This window comes from Lachnospiraceae bacterium JLR.KK002 (assembly GCA_036941025.1).
Classification (GTDB): Bacteria; Bacillota; Clostridia; order Lachnospirales; family Lachnospiraceae; genus Petralouisia.
In genome coordinates this window covers 2,984,736-2,998,508 of record JAYMNP010000001.1, presented here as the reverse complement: position 1 = coordinate 2,998,508, position 13,773 = coordinate 2,984,736, and the positions used below count along the sequence as shown (strand labels likewise).

General features: G+C 39.4%; 16 protein-coding genes and 1 pseudogene. 14 read left to right on the top strand and 3 right to left on the bottom strand.

The window, feature by feature from the left end:
* Nucleotides 1–80: 80 nt before the first annotated feature.
* The 5 genes from rplM (at nt 81) to VSQ32_14585 (ending at nt 2,543) form a co-directional block, all read left to right on the top strand.
* Complete coding sequence (rplM, locus tag VSQ32_14605; protein ID MEH2944058.1) at nt 81–509, top strand: 50S ribosomal protein L13; 429 nt, start codon at nt 81–83, stop codon at nt 507–509.
* Nucleotides 510–526: 17 nt separating this feature from the next.
* The gene (gene rpsI / locus VSQ32_14600; GenBank protein MEH2944057.1) at nt 527–919 is read left to right on the top strand and encodes a 30S ribosomal protein S9; all 393 of its coding nucleotides are present in this window, start codon (nt 527–529) and stop codon (nt 917–919) included.
* 197 nt (nt 920–1,116) lie between these two features.
* Nucleotides 1,117–1,524 (top strand): hypothetical protein, encoded by a 408-nt coding sequence (locus tag VSQ32_14595; protein MEH2944056.1) that lies wholly within the window; start codon nt 1,117–1,119, stop codon nt 1,522–1,524.
* Between the two features lie 153 nt (nt 1,525–1,677).
* On the top strand, nt 1,678–1,815 hold the full coding sequence (locus VSQ32_14590) for a hypothetical protein (GenBank protein ID MEH2944055.1): 138 nt from the start codon (nt 1,678–1,680) through the stop codon (nt 1,813–1,815).
* A gap of 353 nt (nt 1,816–2,168) precedes the next feature.
* Nucleotides 2,169–2,543, top strand: a complete 375-nt coding sequence (locus tag VSQ32_14585; GenBank protein ID MEH2944054.1) for a TnpV protein — start codon at nt 2,169–2,171, stop codon at nt 2,541–2,543.
* Nucleotides 2,544–2,626: 83 nt separating this feature from the next.
* Here the strand turns inward: VSQ32_14585 and VSQ32_14580 are convergent, their stop codons facing one another.
* Together VSQ32_14580 and VSQ32_14575 are read right to left on the bottom strand one after the other, a co-directional pair.
* Nucleotides 2,627–3,346 carry a LytTR family DNA-binding domain-containing protein gene (locus tag VSQ32_14580; GenBank protein ID MEH2944053.1) on the bottom strand — a complete coding sequence of 240 codons (720 nt, stop codon included), beginning with the start codon at nt 3,344–3,346 and terminating at the stop codon, nt 2,627–2,629.
* 6 nt (nt 3,347–3,352) lie between these two features.
* Nucleotides 3,353–4,648, bottom strand: a complete 1,296-nt coding sequence (locus VSQ32_14575; protein MEH2944052.1) for a GHKL domain-containing protein — start codon at nt 4,646–4,648, stop codon at nt 3,353–3,355.
* Nucleotides 4,649–4,873: 225 nt separating this feature from the next.
* On the opposite strand from VSQ32_14575, the gene VSQ32_14570 reads away from it, so the two are divergent.
* From VSQ32_14570 to VSQ32_14555, 4 genes and pseudogenes are all read left to right on the top strand, one after another.
* The gene (locus VSQ32_14570) at nt 4,874–5,071 is read left to right on the top strand and encodes a hypothetical protein (protein ID MEH2944051.1); all 198 of its coding nucleotides are present in this window, start codon (nt 4,874–4,876) and stop codon (nt 5,069–5,071) included.
* 461 nt (nt 5,072–5,532) lie between these two features.
* Nucleotides 5,533–6,616: pseudogene (locus VSQ32_14565) on the top strand (transposase).
* Between the two features lie 32 nt (nt 6,617–6,648).
* Complete coding sequence (locus VSQ32_14560; protein ID MEH2944050.1) at nt 6,649–7,164, top strand: hypothetical protein; 516 nt, start codon at nt 6,649–6,651, stop codon at nt 7,162–7,164.
* 9 nt (nt 7,165–7,173) lie between these two features.
* On the top strand, nt 7,174–8,472 hold the full coding sequence (locus tag VSQ32_14555) for a phage/plasmid primase, P4 family (GenBank protein MEH2944049.1): 1,299 nt from the start codon (nt 7,174–7,176) through the stop codon (nt 8,470–8,472).
* 427 nt (nt 8,473–8,899) lie between these two features.
* Here VSQ32_14555 and VSQ32_14550 read toward each other — a convergent pair whose 3' ends face one another.
* Nucleotides 8,900–9,016: a putative holin-like toxin gene (locus VSQ32_14550; protein MEH2944048.1), complete on the bottom strand. Its 117-nt coding sequence runs from the start codon at nt 9,014–9,016 to the stop codon at nt 8,900–8,902.
* Nucleotides 9,017–9,304: 288 nt separating this feature from the next.
* Here VSQ32_14550 and VSQ32_14545 point away from each other — a divergent pair, with 288 nt between their 5' ends.
* The 5 genes from VSQ32_14545 (at nt 9,305) to VSQ32_14525 (ending at nt 13,176) form a co-directional block, all read left to right on the top strand.
* Entirely contained in the window at nt 9,305–10,015 is a 711-nt protein-coding gene (locus tag VSQ32_14545) for a recombinase family protein (protein MEH2944047.1), read from the top strand.
* A gap of 233 nt (nt 10,016–10,248) precedes the next feature.
* Complete coding sequence (locus tag VSQ32_14540) at nt 10,249–10,902, top strand: hypothetical protein (GenBank protein ID MEH2944046.1); 654 nt, start codon at nt 10,249–10,251, stop codon at nt 10,900–10,902.
* Nucleotides 10,903–11,261: 359 nt separating this feature from the next.
* Nucleotides 11,262–12,707 (top strand): IS5 family transposase, encoded by a 1,446-nt coding sequence (locus tag VSQ32_14535; protein MEH2944045.1) that lies wholly within the window; start codon nt 11,262–11,264, stop codon nt 12,705–12,707.
* Nucleotides 12,708–12,767: 60 nt separating this feature from the next.
* Nucleotides 12,768–12,884 (top strand): DUF4160 domain-containing protein, encoded by a 117-nt coding sequence (locus VSQ32_14530; GenBank protein MEH2944044.1) that lies wholly within the window; start codon nt 12,768–12,770, stop codon nt 12,882–12,884.
* A 16-nt stretch (nt 12,885–12,900) separates the two neighbouring features.
* Nucleotides 12,901–13,176 (top strand): DUF2442 domain-containing protein, encoded by a 276-nt coding sequence (locus VSQ32_14525; GenBank protein ID MEH2944043.1) that lies wholly within the window; start codon nt 12,901–12,903, stop codon nt 13,174–13,176.
* The last annotated feature ends 597 nt before the right edge of the window (nt 13,177–13,773 follow it).

The following is a 13,773-nucleotide window of genomic DNA, read 5'->3' as shown; positions in this document are numbered from 1 at the left end:
TTCGGATGAATTTCTTACTATTTTCTGGACGGCATCCGGATATCAGAGTAACATTGTAAAATTCCAGGAGGTAACATTCGATGAAAACTTTTATGGCCAGCCCGGCAACAATTGAAAGAAAATGGTACGTAGTTGATGCTGAAGGAAAGACACTGGGACGTTTGGCATCAGAAGTAGCAAGAGTATTAAGGGGTAAACACAAACCCATCTTTACTCCTCATATGGACACCGGGGACTATGTAATCGTTGTCAATGCGGACAAGGTGAAAGTAACCGGCAGGAAATTAGCCCAGAAGATTTATTACCATCACTCCGAATATGTGGGCGGAATGAAAGAGACCACATTAAAAGAGATGTTAGCAGACAAACCGGAAAGAGTCATCGAACTTGCTGTGAAGGGAATGCTTCCGAAAGGACCTTTGGGAAGACAGATGTATAAGAAATTATTCGTCTATGCAGGACCGGAACACAAACATCAGGCTCAGAAACCAGAAGCATTAACATTTTAATCAGGAGGTAGAAAAAGATGGCTGATACAAAGTATTACGGAACAGGAAGAAGAAAAAAATCAATTGCCAGAGTATACCTGGTACCGGGAACTGGCAAGGTTACGATTAATAAAAGAGATATTGACGATTATCTGGGTCTGGAGACTCTGAAGGTTATCGTGCGCCAGCCGCTGGTGGCAACAGATACCGTTGATAAATTTGACGTTAAGGTAAATGTAAAGGGCGGCGGATATACCGGCCAGGCAGGTGCCATTCGTCACGGTATTTCCAGAGCGCTTCTGCAGGCAGACGCAGACTACAGACCGGTTCTGAAATCAGCAGGATTTCTCACACGTGATCCGAGAATGAAGGAGAGAAAGAAATACGGTCTCAAAGCAGCACGCCGTGCTCCGCAGTTCAGCAAGCGATAATTCCAAACAAAAAAGAGATATTATAAAACCCTTGAAAGTCCGGTATTTTCAGGGGTTTTCTTTATGCTTGCGTTTTCTGAAATTGTGGTAAAAAGTGCTGAATTTTGAATAGTAGCACACAAACGAGAGCGCAAAAACCTTGTGTCTTGCGTAAGACTTTTGTATAATGCGGTTATTAAGAAAAGGGCGGTGTTTTCATGGATAGAACAGCGTATAAGAACCGGCATATCAAAGAGCATTACGACAGAATAAACTTTGTTATTCCCAAAGGCGAAAAGGACAGAATAAAGAAAATATGTTCTGAAATAGAGGCAAGTGTCAATGAATATCTCTATATGCTTGTCTGTAATGACCTTGCGGACGGTACAAGCAGAATGGCAGAGAAAAAGCAGGGCTTTAGTGAGGAACAGGAGCGGATGCTTGAAAAGTGGCAAGTGCCAGGAAAATATTATGAAATGATAGAAGATTTATCCTATACCAAAGACGAGGGATATTTTATCTATCTGAAAAAGGGCTATGTAAATGATGTGACAGGCAGCAGAAATATACATTGCATGAAAACATCAGAAGTACGGCGGATTATCAGGAAAACGCATAAGCGGTAATTCGTTAAGTGATTTGGAGATATGGTGGATTTTTCGGGTGAATAAGTGTCCATAAAGTGTCTATAACTGACCTGTTATTGAACCAATAATGAGCTTTTATAAATTCTTTTTTCATGAGATAATTTCAATATCAATAAGGAAAGGTGGTAAAAGATGATGAAAAAGCAAGAAAATTTAGCGACTGAAATTCTTCGCACAACTTTGAAAAAACAAAGATTTTTATTTATGGCGTTCTTAGTATCCCTGATAGTAAATGTTCTGTTAGGTGTAAAAGTTTCTAAAGAAAAGTGATGTGAAAGCCGTTAATTAAGAGAAAACGTTATCCAAAATGAGGGTAGCGGTTACTTTTCGGCATATTTTAAATACGGTTGACAATCGAAGCCCATCCCCTACATCTTTATAGATTATCTTGCCTAAGCCGCGGTCAGATAACCCGCAGTCATGGGCCAAAGCCACGATAGAACAATCTCTTTTACGCAATTCCCTGATCAATCGTTCGCTAAGTAGCTCCACAAACGCATCTACATCCTCTTCTGTGGTACGCACACATGAATGAAACCAGATAAGGATAAAACTCAAAAAATGTGTTTAAGACAGCATCCACAAATATGTGGAGTGAATATCTTGTTTGGAGGAATTACAAAATGATAAAATCGCTATTTGAACAGTTAGACGGCACATATCATGAAGAAAATGGATATTTTATTCCAGATTTACGATTACCCGCCGAAGAAGAACAGCCGACAGGCATATGGGGACAGCGGCATCTGGACTATCTGAAGCAGTACTGCAAGGTTACATACACCAATCTTCTCACAAGCGGCAGGCTTAACGCCTGCCTTGCCGACATCGACAGGCAGGCACAGAAACGCTCCCACAGGCTCATAGAGGGCATGAAACAGGCACAGGGCATAACGGAACGTCTAAAGGAAGAAAACGCCTTAGAATGGACAGGACGGCTCAACAACATAAGGGCGTGTGCAAGGGAGATTGTGAACGAGGAAATTATTCAAATGTAAAAGATAAGGGTGGGGAAAACCTCACCCTTATTTTCGTCAGACAATACAATTTCAATGTGAAGATGACAGTATTGAAAATTGCTTTAAAGCCCTTTCATCATGCGTGTGGACATCAGGCAAGTTTCTCCATTGGCAAAATGGATAATTCGATTTTTAGTGTCAACTTCTTTTATATTATTTTTGTTTACCAAAAATGCCCGATGGCAACGCACAAAATTGCTGTCCAATACGCCTGTTAGTTCTTTTAATGTGTTGGGAAATTCAATCTGGCGGTCTTTTGTATGGAGAATGACTTTATGGATATTGCTGGAAGTTTCAAAAAATAAAATATCCTCATAATCCACGCTGATTTTTCGTCCGCCAACTTCAAGGGTATAGACTTTATGTGTTTTGTTGGTTTGGAGCGTATGCCGTTCCATTGCATTTAACAGACATTCTCTGAGTTTCACTTTCGCTTCGGCAGGGTTGTCTTTTAATACAAAGTCCATCGCCTCTACCCGATACTGAAAAGTCATATAGCTCAGTTCTGAATGTGCTGTTATGAATATGATGAAACCACGGGGGTCATACAATCTGATTTGCTGTGCCAGCTTCATTCCATTCATGCTGCTGTTCAAGTCAATGTCAAGGAAATAAATGCCTGTGTTCTGGCTGATCCTGATTTTTTCCAACAACATATAAGGGTCTCCTGTATCTAAAGTAAGCTGCATATCTAATCCTTCTATCAGAACAGTATTTTGAATGATATTTACAACAGTCCGCCGCTGTGCGGCATTGTCTTCGCATACAAAGATATCCAACATATGATGTCATTCCTTTCTGTCAGTAAGTTCTATATGTTGTGTAAAATAGTCGCATTTCATTGTTGTTTCTAATAGCACGTTGTCATAAGAACTGATGATTTTCCGGGCATTCTCAAGCCCGATTCCTTGATGCCCGATTTTTGTGCTAAAGCCTTTTTGCTTTAATTTATGCAGCATTAGACCGCTATCCCGAAAGCGGTTGCTTATGATGATTGATACGCCAGTTTTATTCTGGATGATATTTAAGCCTATTTGCGGCTGTTCTGTCTCCAATGTGCTTTCAATCGCATTGTCCAAAAAGATTCCCAGTATTCTGGCAAGGTCTACCGTGTCTATCAGAAAACTTTCCACTTTGTCGGGAATATCAATGGTGACGTCAATCCCCGATTCATGGGCGTAAATCATTTTTGCTGAGAGCAGGCTTTTGATTTCCAACACACTGATATTGCTAAGCTGGTTCAGTTTATAATCTTCCCCCGTAATCAGATTCTTCGTTGGGAAGATTTTGCTTTCAAAAAAATCCTTTAACCTATCCAAATCACCCTCTTCAATATAACCAGATAAAGAGAGCAGAATATTAACATAATCATGCTTAAAGGAGCGCAGGCTGTTATACATAGCTTCTAAATTCCGTGTGTAGTCCTGTAAGTCCTGCATAGCTTTCTGCTTTGCTTCGGTCTGTATCCGTTCCAGATAAGAGCGGCGCATAGCCAGAAGTAAACAACACATCACAAGCATATACCCCGAAATATGTAAGGCATTATTATATATCATTTTGCCGATAGAGCCGTTTTGTCCTGGAATCAAATTATCAAACAGATAGATGGTTATAAGGAGCAGTAATGCAGCATCTATCACATACCATGTCTGCGGAAGACGCAAAATGCCTTTGCCAGACAGGAATATTTTTTTCAGCAGTTTGCCACAAAGCAGTGTTATCCAATAAAACAGCAAAGTATAAATCAAATCAATGCCGTAAGAAAAATACCACTGATTTGATAAAGGTGAGGGAATCAGCATATAAAGAAAATTTGCCAGCAAATTCTCTGTTACAACGGCAAGCATACATCCAATCACACCCATAAAAACATTCTGCGGCGCAGTGTCACGGCAAGCAAGCAACCCATAAATACATACCGCCACCAGAATACCGAACAAACCGTATGGAACACAGGCGAGGAGCGTTACAGGCATTCCAGCAACTAACAGCAGTATATAAAGTACGCTAAACGCTTTGAAGTTCATATGCTGAGGCCATACATTGCGGATAGCAAGGGAAAGCCGAAAAAAAGATAGCAGCATTTCAATATATTCCTTCTTTCGATATTTACTTCCCTGATTATACCTTATACCATTCTTTATATCAACTCCCCCTGCAAAAATGACGAATAAGTGCGTGTTCTGTAAAAAGAAAAACGCACTTATTCATGAATTAGGGCGTTTCATGACTGTTTTGAAAGAATTGCTGTTTTCTCTGGTATACTATTTTGCAGTACATAAATTTATTTTGGAAAGGAAACAGGAGCTATGAAACATTTATTAAAAGGAGCTGCTGTAGCAGCGGTGGTATTGGTTGCTTTAATGGTAATCAATATGTTTTGTAATATGCATGACATTCACTTAGACCAGACAGCGACAGGTACAACATCAGCAGTTTGTGCTATGCTGTTTTATCATGGATTGATTAGGAATGAAAAAAGTAAAGATGATGGGAATGAAAAATAACGAGTAATCATTTTGCAGGTCATATATCTTTAAAGGAGTAGATTACTAAAACGTCTGCGAATAAACATAAACGCAGCAAGTTATAACAAAAATTTTCACATACATAGAAGAAATATAGCAAAGACATGGATAAAGATACAGAGCTGATGAACAAGTGAGAAATTACCGTTCGCTGGCTCTGTTTTGTTTTATAAGATTTTAAGGCAAACGCCCACCATATAAAAAAACGGTGTTATGGTGGGTGATTTTGCTATGCCCAAAAAACTTAACAGACACTCTCCAGACCTGTTTTAGAGTTTGGAGGTTTTTTTTATGTTCTTTTTTCGGGCAGTATTCTATCTGCTCATGCAACGCAGAATTGACTTATACATAGCATATCGGGGAATGGCAGGAAGCCAGTTAAAAAAATCCCTGCCCAGGCAACGCTGCTTCTCACCATGAAACCAGAAGTAGAATCTCCGCTTAATGGAACAAAGTCTGAAAAGACATCCGCCCTTGATATTGACGGACAGATGTCTCTTTTTAATGAGACGGAATATTTTGCAGACCCCAATGCAAAAGAACCAAAACTGGTTGAAGTTGAGAAACATCTCCGCAAAAGAAAATATGTCGGCCAGCGCGAAGAACTCATCAAAGGCCTTCCGCACAGCAAAGTACTTCACACCATAGATGAAAGTGAACAGGTCTGCGAAAAATGCGGAAACTCCATGGTAAGGGTTGGAGAAGAATTCGTCCGTACCGAAGTACAGTTTGGTGGGCAGAGCGACCATGTCAAACTGGCTTCTGGTCGTCTTTCGGGACTGGATTTCCCATGTGGTCTGCCGCCTGAAGCAGGAACTGCTGAAACAGGATTACCTGCATATCGATGAGACCCGTGTACAGGTGCTGAAAGAACCAGGGAGAAAGAATACATCGGATTCTTACATGTGGGTTTACTGCAGCATGAAAAATGCAGAAACTCCCATCCGGTATTTCGAGTATCAGCCGGGACGGAGTGGGAAATATCCGGAAGCATTTCCGGACGGGTATAACGGCTGCATCCATCCGGATGCTTATTCCGGATACAATGGAATCCCAGGTGTAAAAAGATGTCTTTGTTATACCCATCTGCGCCGGGCATTTGTGGGTGCGCTTCCTGAGGAAGTCCATACCCCTGAAGCATCCAAACCTGCGGGAGCGGTTTTTTGGCTGAACCAGCTGTTTGATATAGAAGCAGAACTGGAGGAACTGCTGCCTGATCAAAAGAAAAAAGAACGTCTTATCCGCGAGAAGCCTCTTCTCGAGGCTTTTTGGTCATGGGTGGAAAAAAATGCCGTCTCAGAACTTCCAAAATCCAAACTGCTGTCTGCAGGCAGTCCGAAAGGAGCCACCGCAAGTGCCGGAATTTATACATTGGTAGAAACAGCCAAAGCAAATGGTCTTGTGCCAATGAAGTATCTGAAATATATCCTGTCAGATATGCCGGGGAGTAGATTTCTTGAGAATCCGGAATATCTGGATGACTATCTGCCATGGGATCCCATGGTACAGGAACGGTGCCGATAAGATAACCACTGCCCCTTTAGTATAAGCGGCTGGTGGTTATTTTTCTATCCACTATTTTATTTGACGCTTACGAAAAAGACACTAAATGCCTATGGAATAATGGTTGTATCAGTTTCACTTGTGGGGGTACAAATACTTTCAAAAAAGATTTATTACCATATTTAAAAGGTGGTAGATTTGCGGTATTTGGAGATAACGACAGTGCCGGGATTGCGGATGCAAAGCGTATTACAGCATTACTAAATACGGTAGGAACTGCAACCATGATTATACCGCCGGAAGTGCCAGAGAAGGGAGATATTAGTGATTATATGAAGAAACACACAAAGGAAGATTTACAAACGCTGATTGAAGATGCACTCAATAAGAATACCGTTAAAGAAGCCGTAAGGAATGTAGAAAACCGAAAAACTAATCTCGTAGAAAAACTGATTGAACTGGATGCGGTTAAAAACTACGCAACAAATGACAAAGGGAGCGCAGAACTGTTTTCTACTGTATTTAAAGATGTAAGCCGGTATAATCCAACGCAGAAGGATTGGATGTGATACAACGGTATTAAATGGGTTGCAGATACCGAAGGAATGAGGGCGAAAAGGAATGCTAAAGAATTAGCAGATACTCTGTTATCTTATGCGGTCAGTAATTCCGAATTAGATGAAAAACAGAGAGAAAGCTATCTGAAATATGCATCACGCTTAATGAATTATCGTGATAGAAATACAATGATAAATGACGCAAAGGACGTGAATTATTTTGAAAATGAGGAACTTGACAAAGAAGATTTTCTCTTGAATTGCAAGAATTGTGTCTTAGATTTATCGGGAGATAAGCCAACGATATTAAAGCATAGTGCTGATTTATTATTGTCAAAGGTTTGTAATGCCAGTTATGAGCCTGCTGCCCAATGTCCGCTATGGAAAAAGACTATTTCTGAAATCATGGAGGACGATATTGGAAAAATAAAGTATCTGCAAAAAGTCTTCGGTGTATCTCTAACAGGATGTACAGCAGAGGAAGAATTATATTTCTTTTTTGGCGGTTCTACAGGAAATGGGAAAAGTACGGTTTGTGAATCAGCTTTATTTATATTGGCGGACTATGGAGCGACAATATCACCAGAAACTTTAGCAGTCAAACAAAATAAGGACAGTCGGACGGCATCGCCGGATATCGCAAAATTGGCAGGGGCAAGGCTTGTTATTGCATCGGAGCCGCCAAAGAGAATGATATTTGACACCTCGCTTGTAAAAACACTGACAGGAAGAGACCGGGTAACAGCTGGATTTCTGCATCAGAATGAATTTAGTTTTACTCCTGAGTTTAAGTTGATTTTGAATACAAATTATTTGCCGACAATCACAGATAATACCATTTTTAAAAGTGGACGTGTACGAGTGGTTAGTTTTAATAAACATTTTGGAGAGCGTGAGCAAAATAAGAAGTTAAAAGACGATTTGAAAGCAGAATCAGCAGGAATTTTAAACTGGATGATTGAGGGGCTATACTTATATCGCCGGGAGGGATTAACGCCGCCTGCTGCCGTCCAGGGTTCTACAGAAGAATATGAAAGTGATTCTGACAAAATCGGGCGGTTTGTCTCTGAATGTTTGGTGAAGTCTGACAAGAATGTATCCGCAAAGACAGTCTATGAAACTTATTTAAAATGGTGTTCGGCTTCTGGATGTGGAATAGAAAACAAAGGAAATTTCTTTACAGAATTAAAGGTAAAGGGCATATTTGCGGCAAGTGGAACTGTTGGTGGAAGAACTGTAAGAAATGTTGTAAAGGGGTATGAACTAGCAGAAGATGATTTTGTTGCAGTAGATAACGATATCCCACTTCCGTTTGATTGATAAAAAGGACGAATGTGCAAACTGTGTATTCTGTATGTAAGGGTATATAGAGTTGATTTTTAGAGTTTTACATATGAAATACACAGAATGCACAAATCCAGTAAAATCAAGGGTTTCAAGCACTTTAGTAAATTGAAGTGTACAAAATGAATGTAAGCAATTTTACGGTTTTTGTAACGGTATTTCAGAAACGGAGGTTAATAGTGACGAACAAAGATATTGATATGATACAGGAAAATATTAGAGCCACAGAGGGCAGCAGTCTATTACTTTCCTAACGGTTGCATTAACGGAATTTATTCTTGAATTTATCCGGGGATTATGCTATATTATAGATACAAAAGAGGAAACAACCGCCCACAAAGTGGTTGACCTCCGACCAGGTTATAAGCCTGCCTTCACCGGCCAAGTGACAAGGTAGGCTTATTTATTTTCGCTTGTTCCTCTTATCGAGAAAGGCAAGCAACGCTATAACAAAACTACCAAAGGCAATCAGCAAAGCTAATATACCTATGAAAATCGAAATGATTTCAAAAGCTGTCATTTGCGCCACCTCCCCTCTTATGTACTCCGGCAAACCGGGTGTGAAGTTTAGGGAGGTTACCACCTTGCAACACGCTTGTTCCTCTCTGATATTCTATCATATTCTTTCTTTTATGACAATTCCCAGATTCCCCACATGTATTATTTTTCTTTTTGAATAGTCTAAAAATATTATTAATTAAATTATACCATTTTCTGTTGACAATAGCAGCAACAACAAGTATAATTTTGGTATAAATTTATTTGTAATTATTTTTGAACCGTTTTGGAGAAAGAGAGGGAATAGATTATGTGTAAAATATACGGTTATGTAAGAGTTTCTACAATCCAACAGAAAGTAGAAAGGCAGATAAACAATATTATAGGATTCAATGGGGATGTAATCATTATATCCGAAAAGCAATCTGGCAAAGACATAGATAACAGGGCGGAGTTTAAGAAGCTGCTGAATAAGGTAAAGCCAGGAGATACAATAATATTTGATGAAGTCAGTAGAATGTCAGGAAATGCTGATGAGGGCTTTTCTCTGTATATGGAACTTATGAGCAAGGGTATTTCTCTTGTGTTTCTGAAAGAGCGGCATATAGACACAGATGAATATAGACGCAGGACGCAAAAGCATATAGAGAAAGTATCATCCAGCAATAAGAAAATGGATAATCTCATAAATGGAATACTGGAGCTTGTGGCAGAGTTTGAGCAGGAAAACTTGAAAGATAATATCCGGCTTGCATTTGAACAGGCAGAGCATGAAAGGCAGTTCCTTATTAAAAGGGTAACGGAGGGCAAAGCTACATCAAGTAAGAAGCAGGGCAGGCCAGAAGGAAGCTGTAATATAAAGACAGATAAAGCGGAGCATATAAAACAGACGATAAAGGATTTATCAAAGGACTTTGACGGTAAGTATTCAGATGCTAAGATATTGAGGGAATATTTGCACAACACATCAAAAGGAACATACTACAAGTATAAGAAAGAATTGAAAGAAGAAACAGCATAATAACATAGAACTGTTAAGGGTATCAGTTGCATAGATACCCTTTTGTTTTGCCTTAAATACCATGTCGTGGGGGTCTTATAGGAAACGCCGCATAGGGGTAGTAAGTGTGTCAAATTGCCGGGCATTTTCAAAAAGGCTTAGTCCTGTTGCCGTTCTGAAATATTTTTGAAATGTGCAAAAAGGCGGTTTTGTGATAAAATGAAAATTATCATTATATGGAAGAGGTCGTTAAGATGAAAAATCAATCATTAGCTGCTAACGTTATGAAAATTTCAATAGAAGATTCAATACATAAAGTTATGGACATTATAGAAAAAGAAGATGGAAGAACCTTTGAAGAAAAAAAGAAAGAAGCAATCAATTTTCTTAAGGATAAAGAGAATACGTTGCTGGCAGAACGTTTAATTGATATTGCTACAAATGATGAAATGGGGAAAAAGATTTATAAGAAGTTTTGGGCAATGGGAAAGTGTATTATTATAGGAAATGAAATTATATTGCGAAAAGTACAGGATTCGGATAAAGATATATTTATTGAATTGCAAAAGGAAAATAATATCGTTAAGTCAATGATGAAAGAAGAAGCTTATCGTAATATGTTATGGAATGAACATATAGAGTATAAAGCATTGATGTTTTCGGTAATTGTGGATAATGAATATGCCGGATATTGTGGTATAAAGAATACTACGCATGAACAATGGGAGATAGCGATGGAAATTTGTATTTCAGAATTTTTGTTGCATGAGGAAGCGGATATTCGTAGATGTGAGGAAGAGAATATTCATTTGCTGGATGAGAGAATGCAGCAATTAGCAAAGCAGTTTAATGTTGAACCAAGAAAATTGTTGAGCCATGTGTTGGAATATAAATTAACGTGGCATTAAAGAAAATGTCTGTAAGTGTTCAAAAATAGATGAAAATGGTTTTTCGTAACACACTTGTAGCACACAAATAGCCTGTAAAGCCTTGTTTTATGCGGTTTGAAGTTTAGTAAGAGATAGGAAATTGCATATTTTATTGCATGGTAAACCCACAAACATCGTGTTTGTGGGTTTTTTTTAGTGATAACTGTGGTAAACTTATATTGTCAGGTATATATAGTGTCTGCTGATTAGGTTTAAAACACTTGATTTTACCGACTTTTACCGCATTTTATGGTATAATACCTGCAAGGATTTTGATAAAATCAAACCGTTTTTCTTGCAGTTATTCTGCATATTTTATGTATAAAGGGGCTAAATCAATGTACAAACCTATTAACAAGTTACACCACTCGTTTCTCGATTTCAACCAGCCTATGGGACTCCACATGAACTCGGATAACCGCTGGATCAAACTGGCTGACCGAATCCCATGGGATGAATTTGAAGTAAAATATGCCAGACTGTTCCCGAGTGGTACGGGTAATGTTGCCAAGCCATTTCGGATGGCGTTAGGAGCCCTGATCATCCAGACCAAGTTCCAGTATTCTGATCGTGAACTCGTGGAACAGATCACAGAGAATCCATATCTGCAGTACTTTATCGGACTTCCCGGCTATCAGGAAGAAGCTCCGTTTGATGCAAGCACACTGGTTCTTTTTCGCAAACGCATTTCTGCTGAAATGCTGATGGAAGTAAATGAGTATCTTCTTGCTCACAAAGATGATGACAACAATACACCACCATCTTCCGGAAACTCCGGCGATAATGACGCTTTGAAAGAAGACACAAACAAAGGAACACTGACACTGGACGCAACCTGTGCACCGGCAGACATCCGTTATCCCCAGGATATTTCACTCCTGAACGAAGCAAGGGAGAAACTGGAAACCATCATTTACCGTTTTTGCAAATCCTATGGTCTTCCACTGCCAAGACGCTATAGAAGACGTGCCAGAAAAGATTATCTTTCATTTGCCAAAAGTAAAAAACATAGTGCAAAGAAAATCAGGAAGGCACTGCGCAAACAGCTTGGTTACGTTGCAAGAGACATCGGATATCTGGAAAAGTTCATGAGCGACGGATATGCGATGACAGATAAAGAAATTAGTTTGTATCTGACTATCATCACGCTGTACGAGCAGCAGAAGTACATGTACGATAACAAAGTACACTCAGTGGAACATCGTATCGTAAGCATCTCGCAGCCATGGCTTCGTCCTATTGTCAGGGGGAAAGTAAAAGCCCCAGTTGAATTTGGTGCAAAGTTTGATCTAAGCCTTGACAGTGAAGGATACGGACGCATCGAAAAAATATCGTTTGAAGCATATAACGAGAGCACCTGCCTGATTGAAGCGGTAGAACGCTTCAAGGAACGCACCGGTTATTATCCGAAACGTGTGCTGGCAGATCAGATATACCGGACCAGAGAAAACAGGAGTTATTGCAAAGAGCATGGGATCCGTCTGTCAGGACCAAAACTGGGCAGACCAAGTGCTGCAGTAAAAGTTGATAAAAAACAAGAGTATCAGGATAATACTGACAGAATCGAAGTGGAACGTACTTTTAGCTTAAGCAAACGCTGCTATGGCATGGACTGTATTACCACCAAGCTGGAGGAAACGCAGTTAACTTCTGTCGCATTATCTGTATTTGTGATGAATCTATTCAAGATTCAGAGGCGAATACTTTATGCTCTTTTGTATCTGATCCGATTTTGGTGTAACTGGAGCAGATGTAAGAGTTGGAAGTTGCAAATATTTGCTTAATCAGCAGACACTATATAGTCAACTATATATGCGACAGAATGAAATGAGGAGAGAAGTATAATGCCAGAGATATCGTTGTTTTACGGAATCAGGGTTACAATGTATTATGATGACCATAATCCTCCACATTTCCATGCGGAAGGAAAACCGATGAACCGAATCAACCCGTTAGTTTAAAAGTGAGGTGAACATTATGTTTCCGAAGGTTGTGCAGGTAATACCAATGGAAAATTATTCGGTATATGTATACTTTGAAGATGGTAAAATCGTATGTTATGATATGATTCAAATGATTGAGAAAGAGGTATTTCGTCCATTGAAAGATATCACTGTTTTTAAAGAGGCCTGTACAGTGATGAATGATACATTGGCATGGGATATCGGGGGAAACCGAGATAATACGAAGTGTTTGGATATTGACCCGGATACACTGTATGATTTACCGATGGAGGCAGAAAAGATAGCATAATATATGGTTTGGAGACAGTATGCGCACATATGATCGTATATGGGTAACGAACACGTAACTGACAAACAGCTTAAAAATAGCGTATTTACGGCGTTCGGAGTTATGTAAGAGATAATTACAAACGTAATAATGAAATTAGTAAAACCCTTGAAAGTCCGGTATTTTCAGGGGTTTTCTTTATACCTGCGTTTTTGAATATGTTCTGAAATAAGGGCAGGTATCAATGAATATCTCAATATGTCTGTCTGTAATGATCTTGCGGACGGGACAGGCAGAAAAGAAGCAGGTTTTAATGAGCATGAGTATTTTCTTTAGATAATGTAATGGCGACAACCGGGGAGAGCTGAAGAAATTTTACAGAGGATAGAGCAATGCAGACAGGAATTATAGAAGCAGGAGAAAACCTGGACGAGTATTCCAGGCCTGTAGAGTCACAGAGGGCAGCAGGCTGTCATTTTCCTAATGGTTTACATTAACAGAATTTTTTTGAATTTGTTTGGGGAATATGCTATATTATAGAAAAGGGAAAGCCAGGGAAACGGCTACCCCTCTCACAATAGCAAACTAAAACATTTTACAATATTCGGCCGTCAGCTA

Bases quoted from the DNA above. Each gene is read 5' to 3' on its own strand.
- VSQ32_14535 (MEH2944045.1), top strand. From the start codon at position 11,262: ATGTACAAACCTATTAACAAGTTACACCACTCGTTTCTCGATTTCAAC.
- VSQ32_14525 (MEH2944043.1), top strand. From the start codon at position 12,901: ATGTTTCCGAAGGTTGTGCAGGTAATACCAATGGAAAATTATTCGGTA.
- VSQ32_14545 (MEH2944047.1), top strand. From the start codon at position 9,305: ATGTGTAAAATATACGGTTATGTAAGAGTTTCTACAATCCAACAGAAA.
- VSQ32_14585 (MEH2944054.1), top strand. From the start codon at position 2,169: ATGATAAAATCGCTATTTGAACAGTTAGACGGCACATATCATGAAGAA.
- rplM (MEH2944058.1), top strand. From the start codon at position 81: ATGAAAACTTTTATGGCCAGCCCGGCAACAATTGAAAGAAAATGGTAC.
- VSQ32_14540 (MEH2944046.1), top strand. From the start codon at position 10,249: ATGAAAAATCAATCATTAGCTGCTAACGTTATGAAAATTTCAATAGAA.
- VSQ32_14595 (MEH2944056.1), top strand. From the start codon at position 1,117: ATGGATAGAACAGCGTATAAGAACCGGCATATCAAAGAGCATTACGAC.
- VSQ32_14530 (MEH2944044.1), top strand. From the start codon at position 12,768: ATGCCAGAGATATCGTTGTTTTACGGAATCAGGGTTACAATGTATTAT.
- VSQ32_14575 (MEH2944052.1), bottom strand. From the start codon at position 4,648: ATGCTGCTATCTTTTTTTCGGCTTTCCCTTGCTATCCGCAATGTATGG.
- VSQ32_14590 (MEH2944055.1), top strand. From the start codon at position 1,678: ATGATGAAAAAGCAAGAAAATTTAGCGACTGAAATTCTTCGCACAACT.
- rpsI (MEH2944057.1), top strand. From the start codon at position 527: ATGGCTGATACAAAGTATTACGGAACAGGAAGAAGAAAAAAATCAATT.
- VSQ32_14580 (MEH2944053.1), bottom strand. From the start codon at position 3,346: ATGTTGGATATCTTTGTATGCGAAGACAATGCCGCACAGCGGCGGACT.
- VSQ32_14550 (MEH2944048.1), bottom strand. From the start codon at position 9,016: ATGACAGCTTTTGAAATCATTTCGATTTTCATAGGTATATTAGCTTTG.
- VSQ32_14570 (MEH2944051.1), top strand. From the start codon at position 4,874: ATGAAACATTTATTAAAAGGAGCTGCTGTAGCAGCGGTGGTATTGGTT.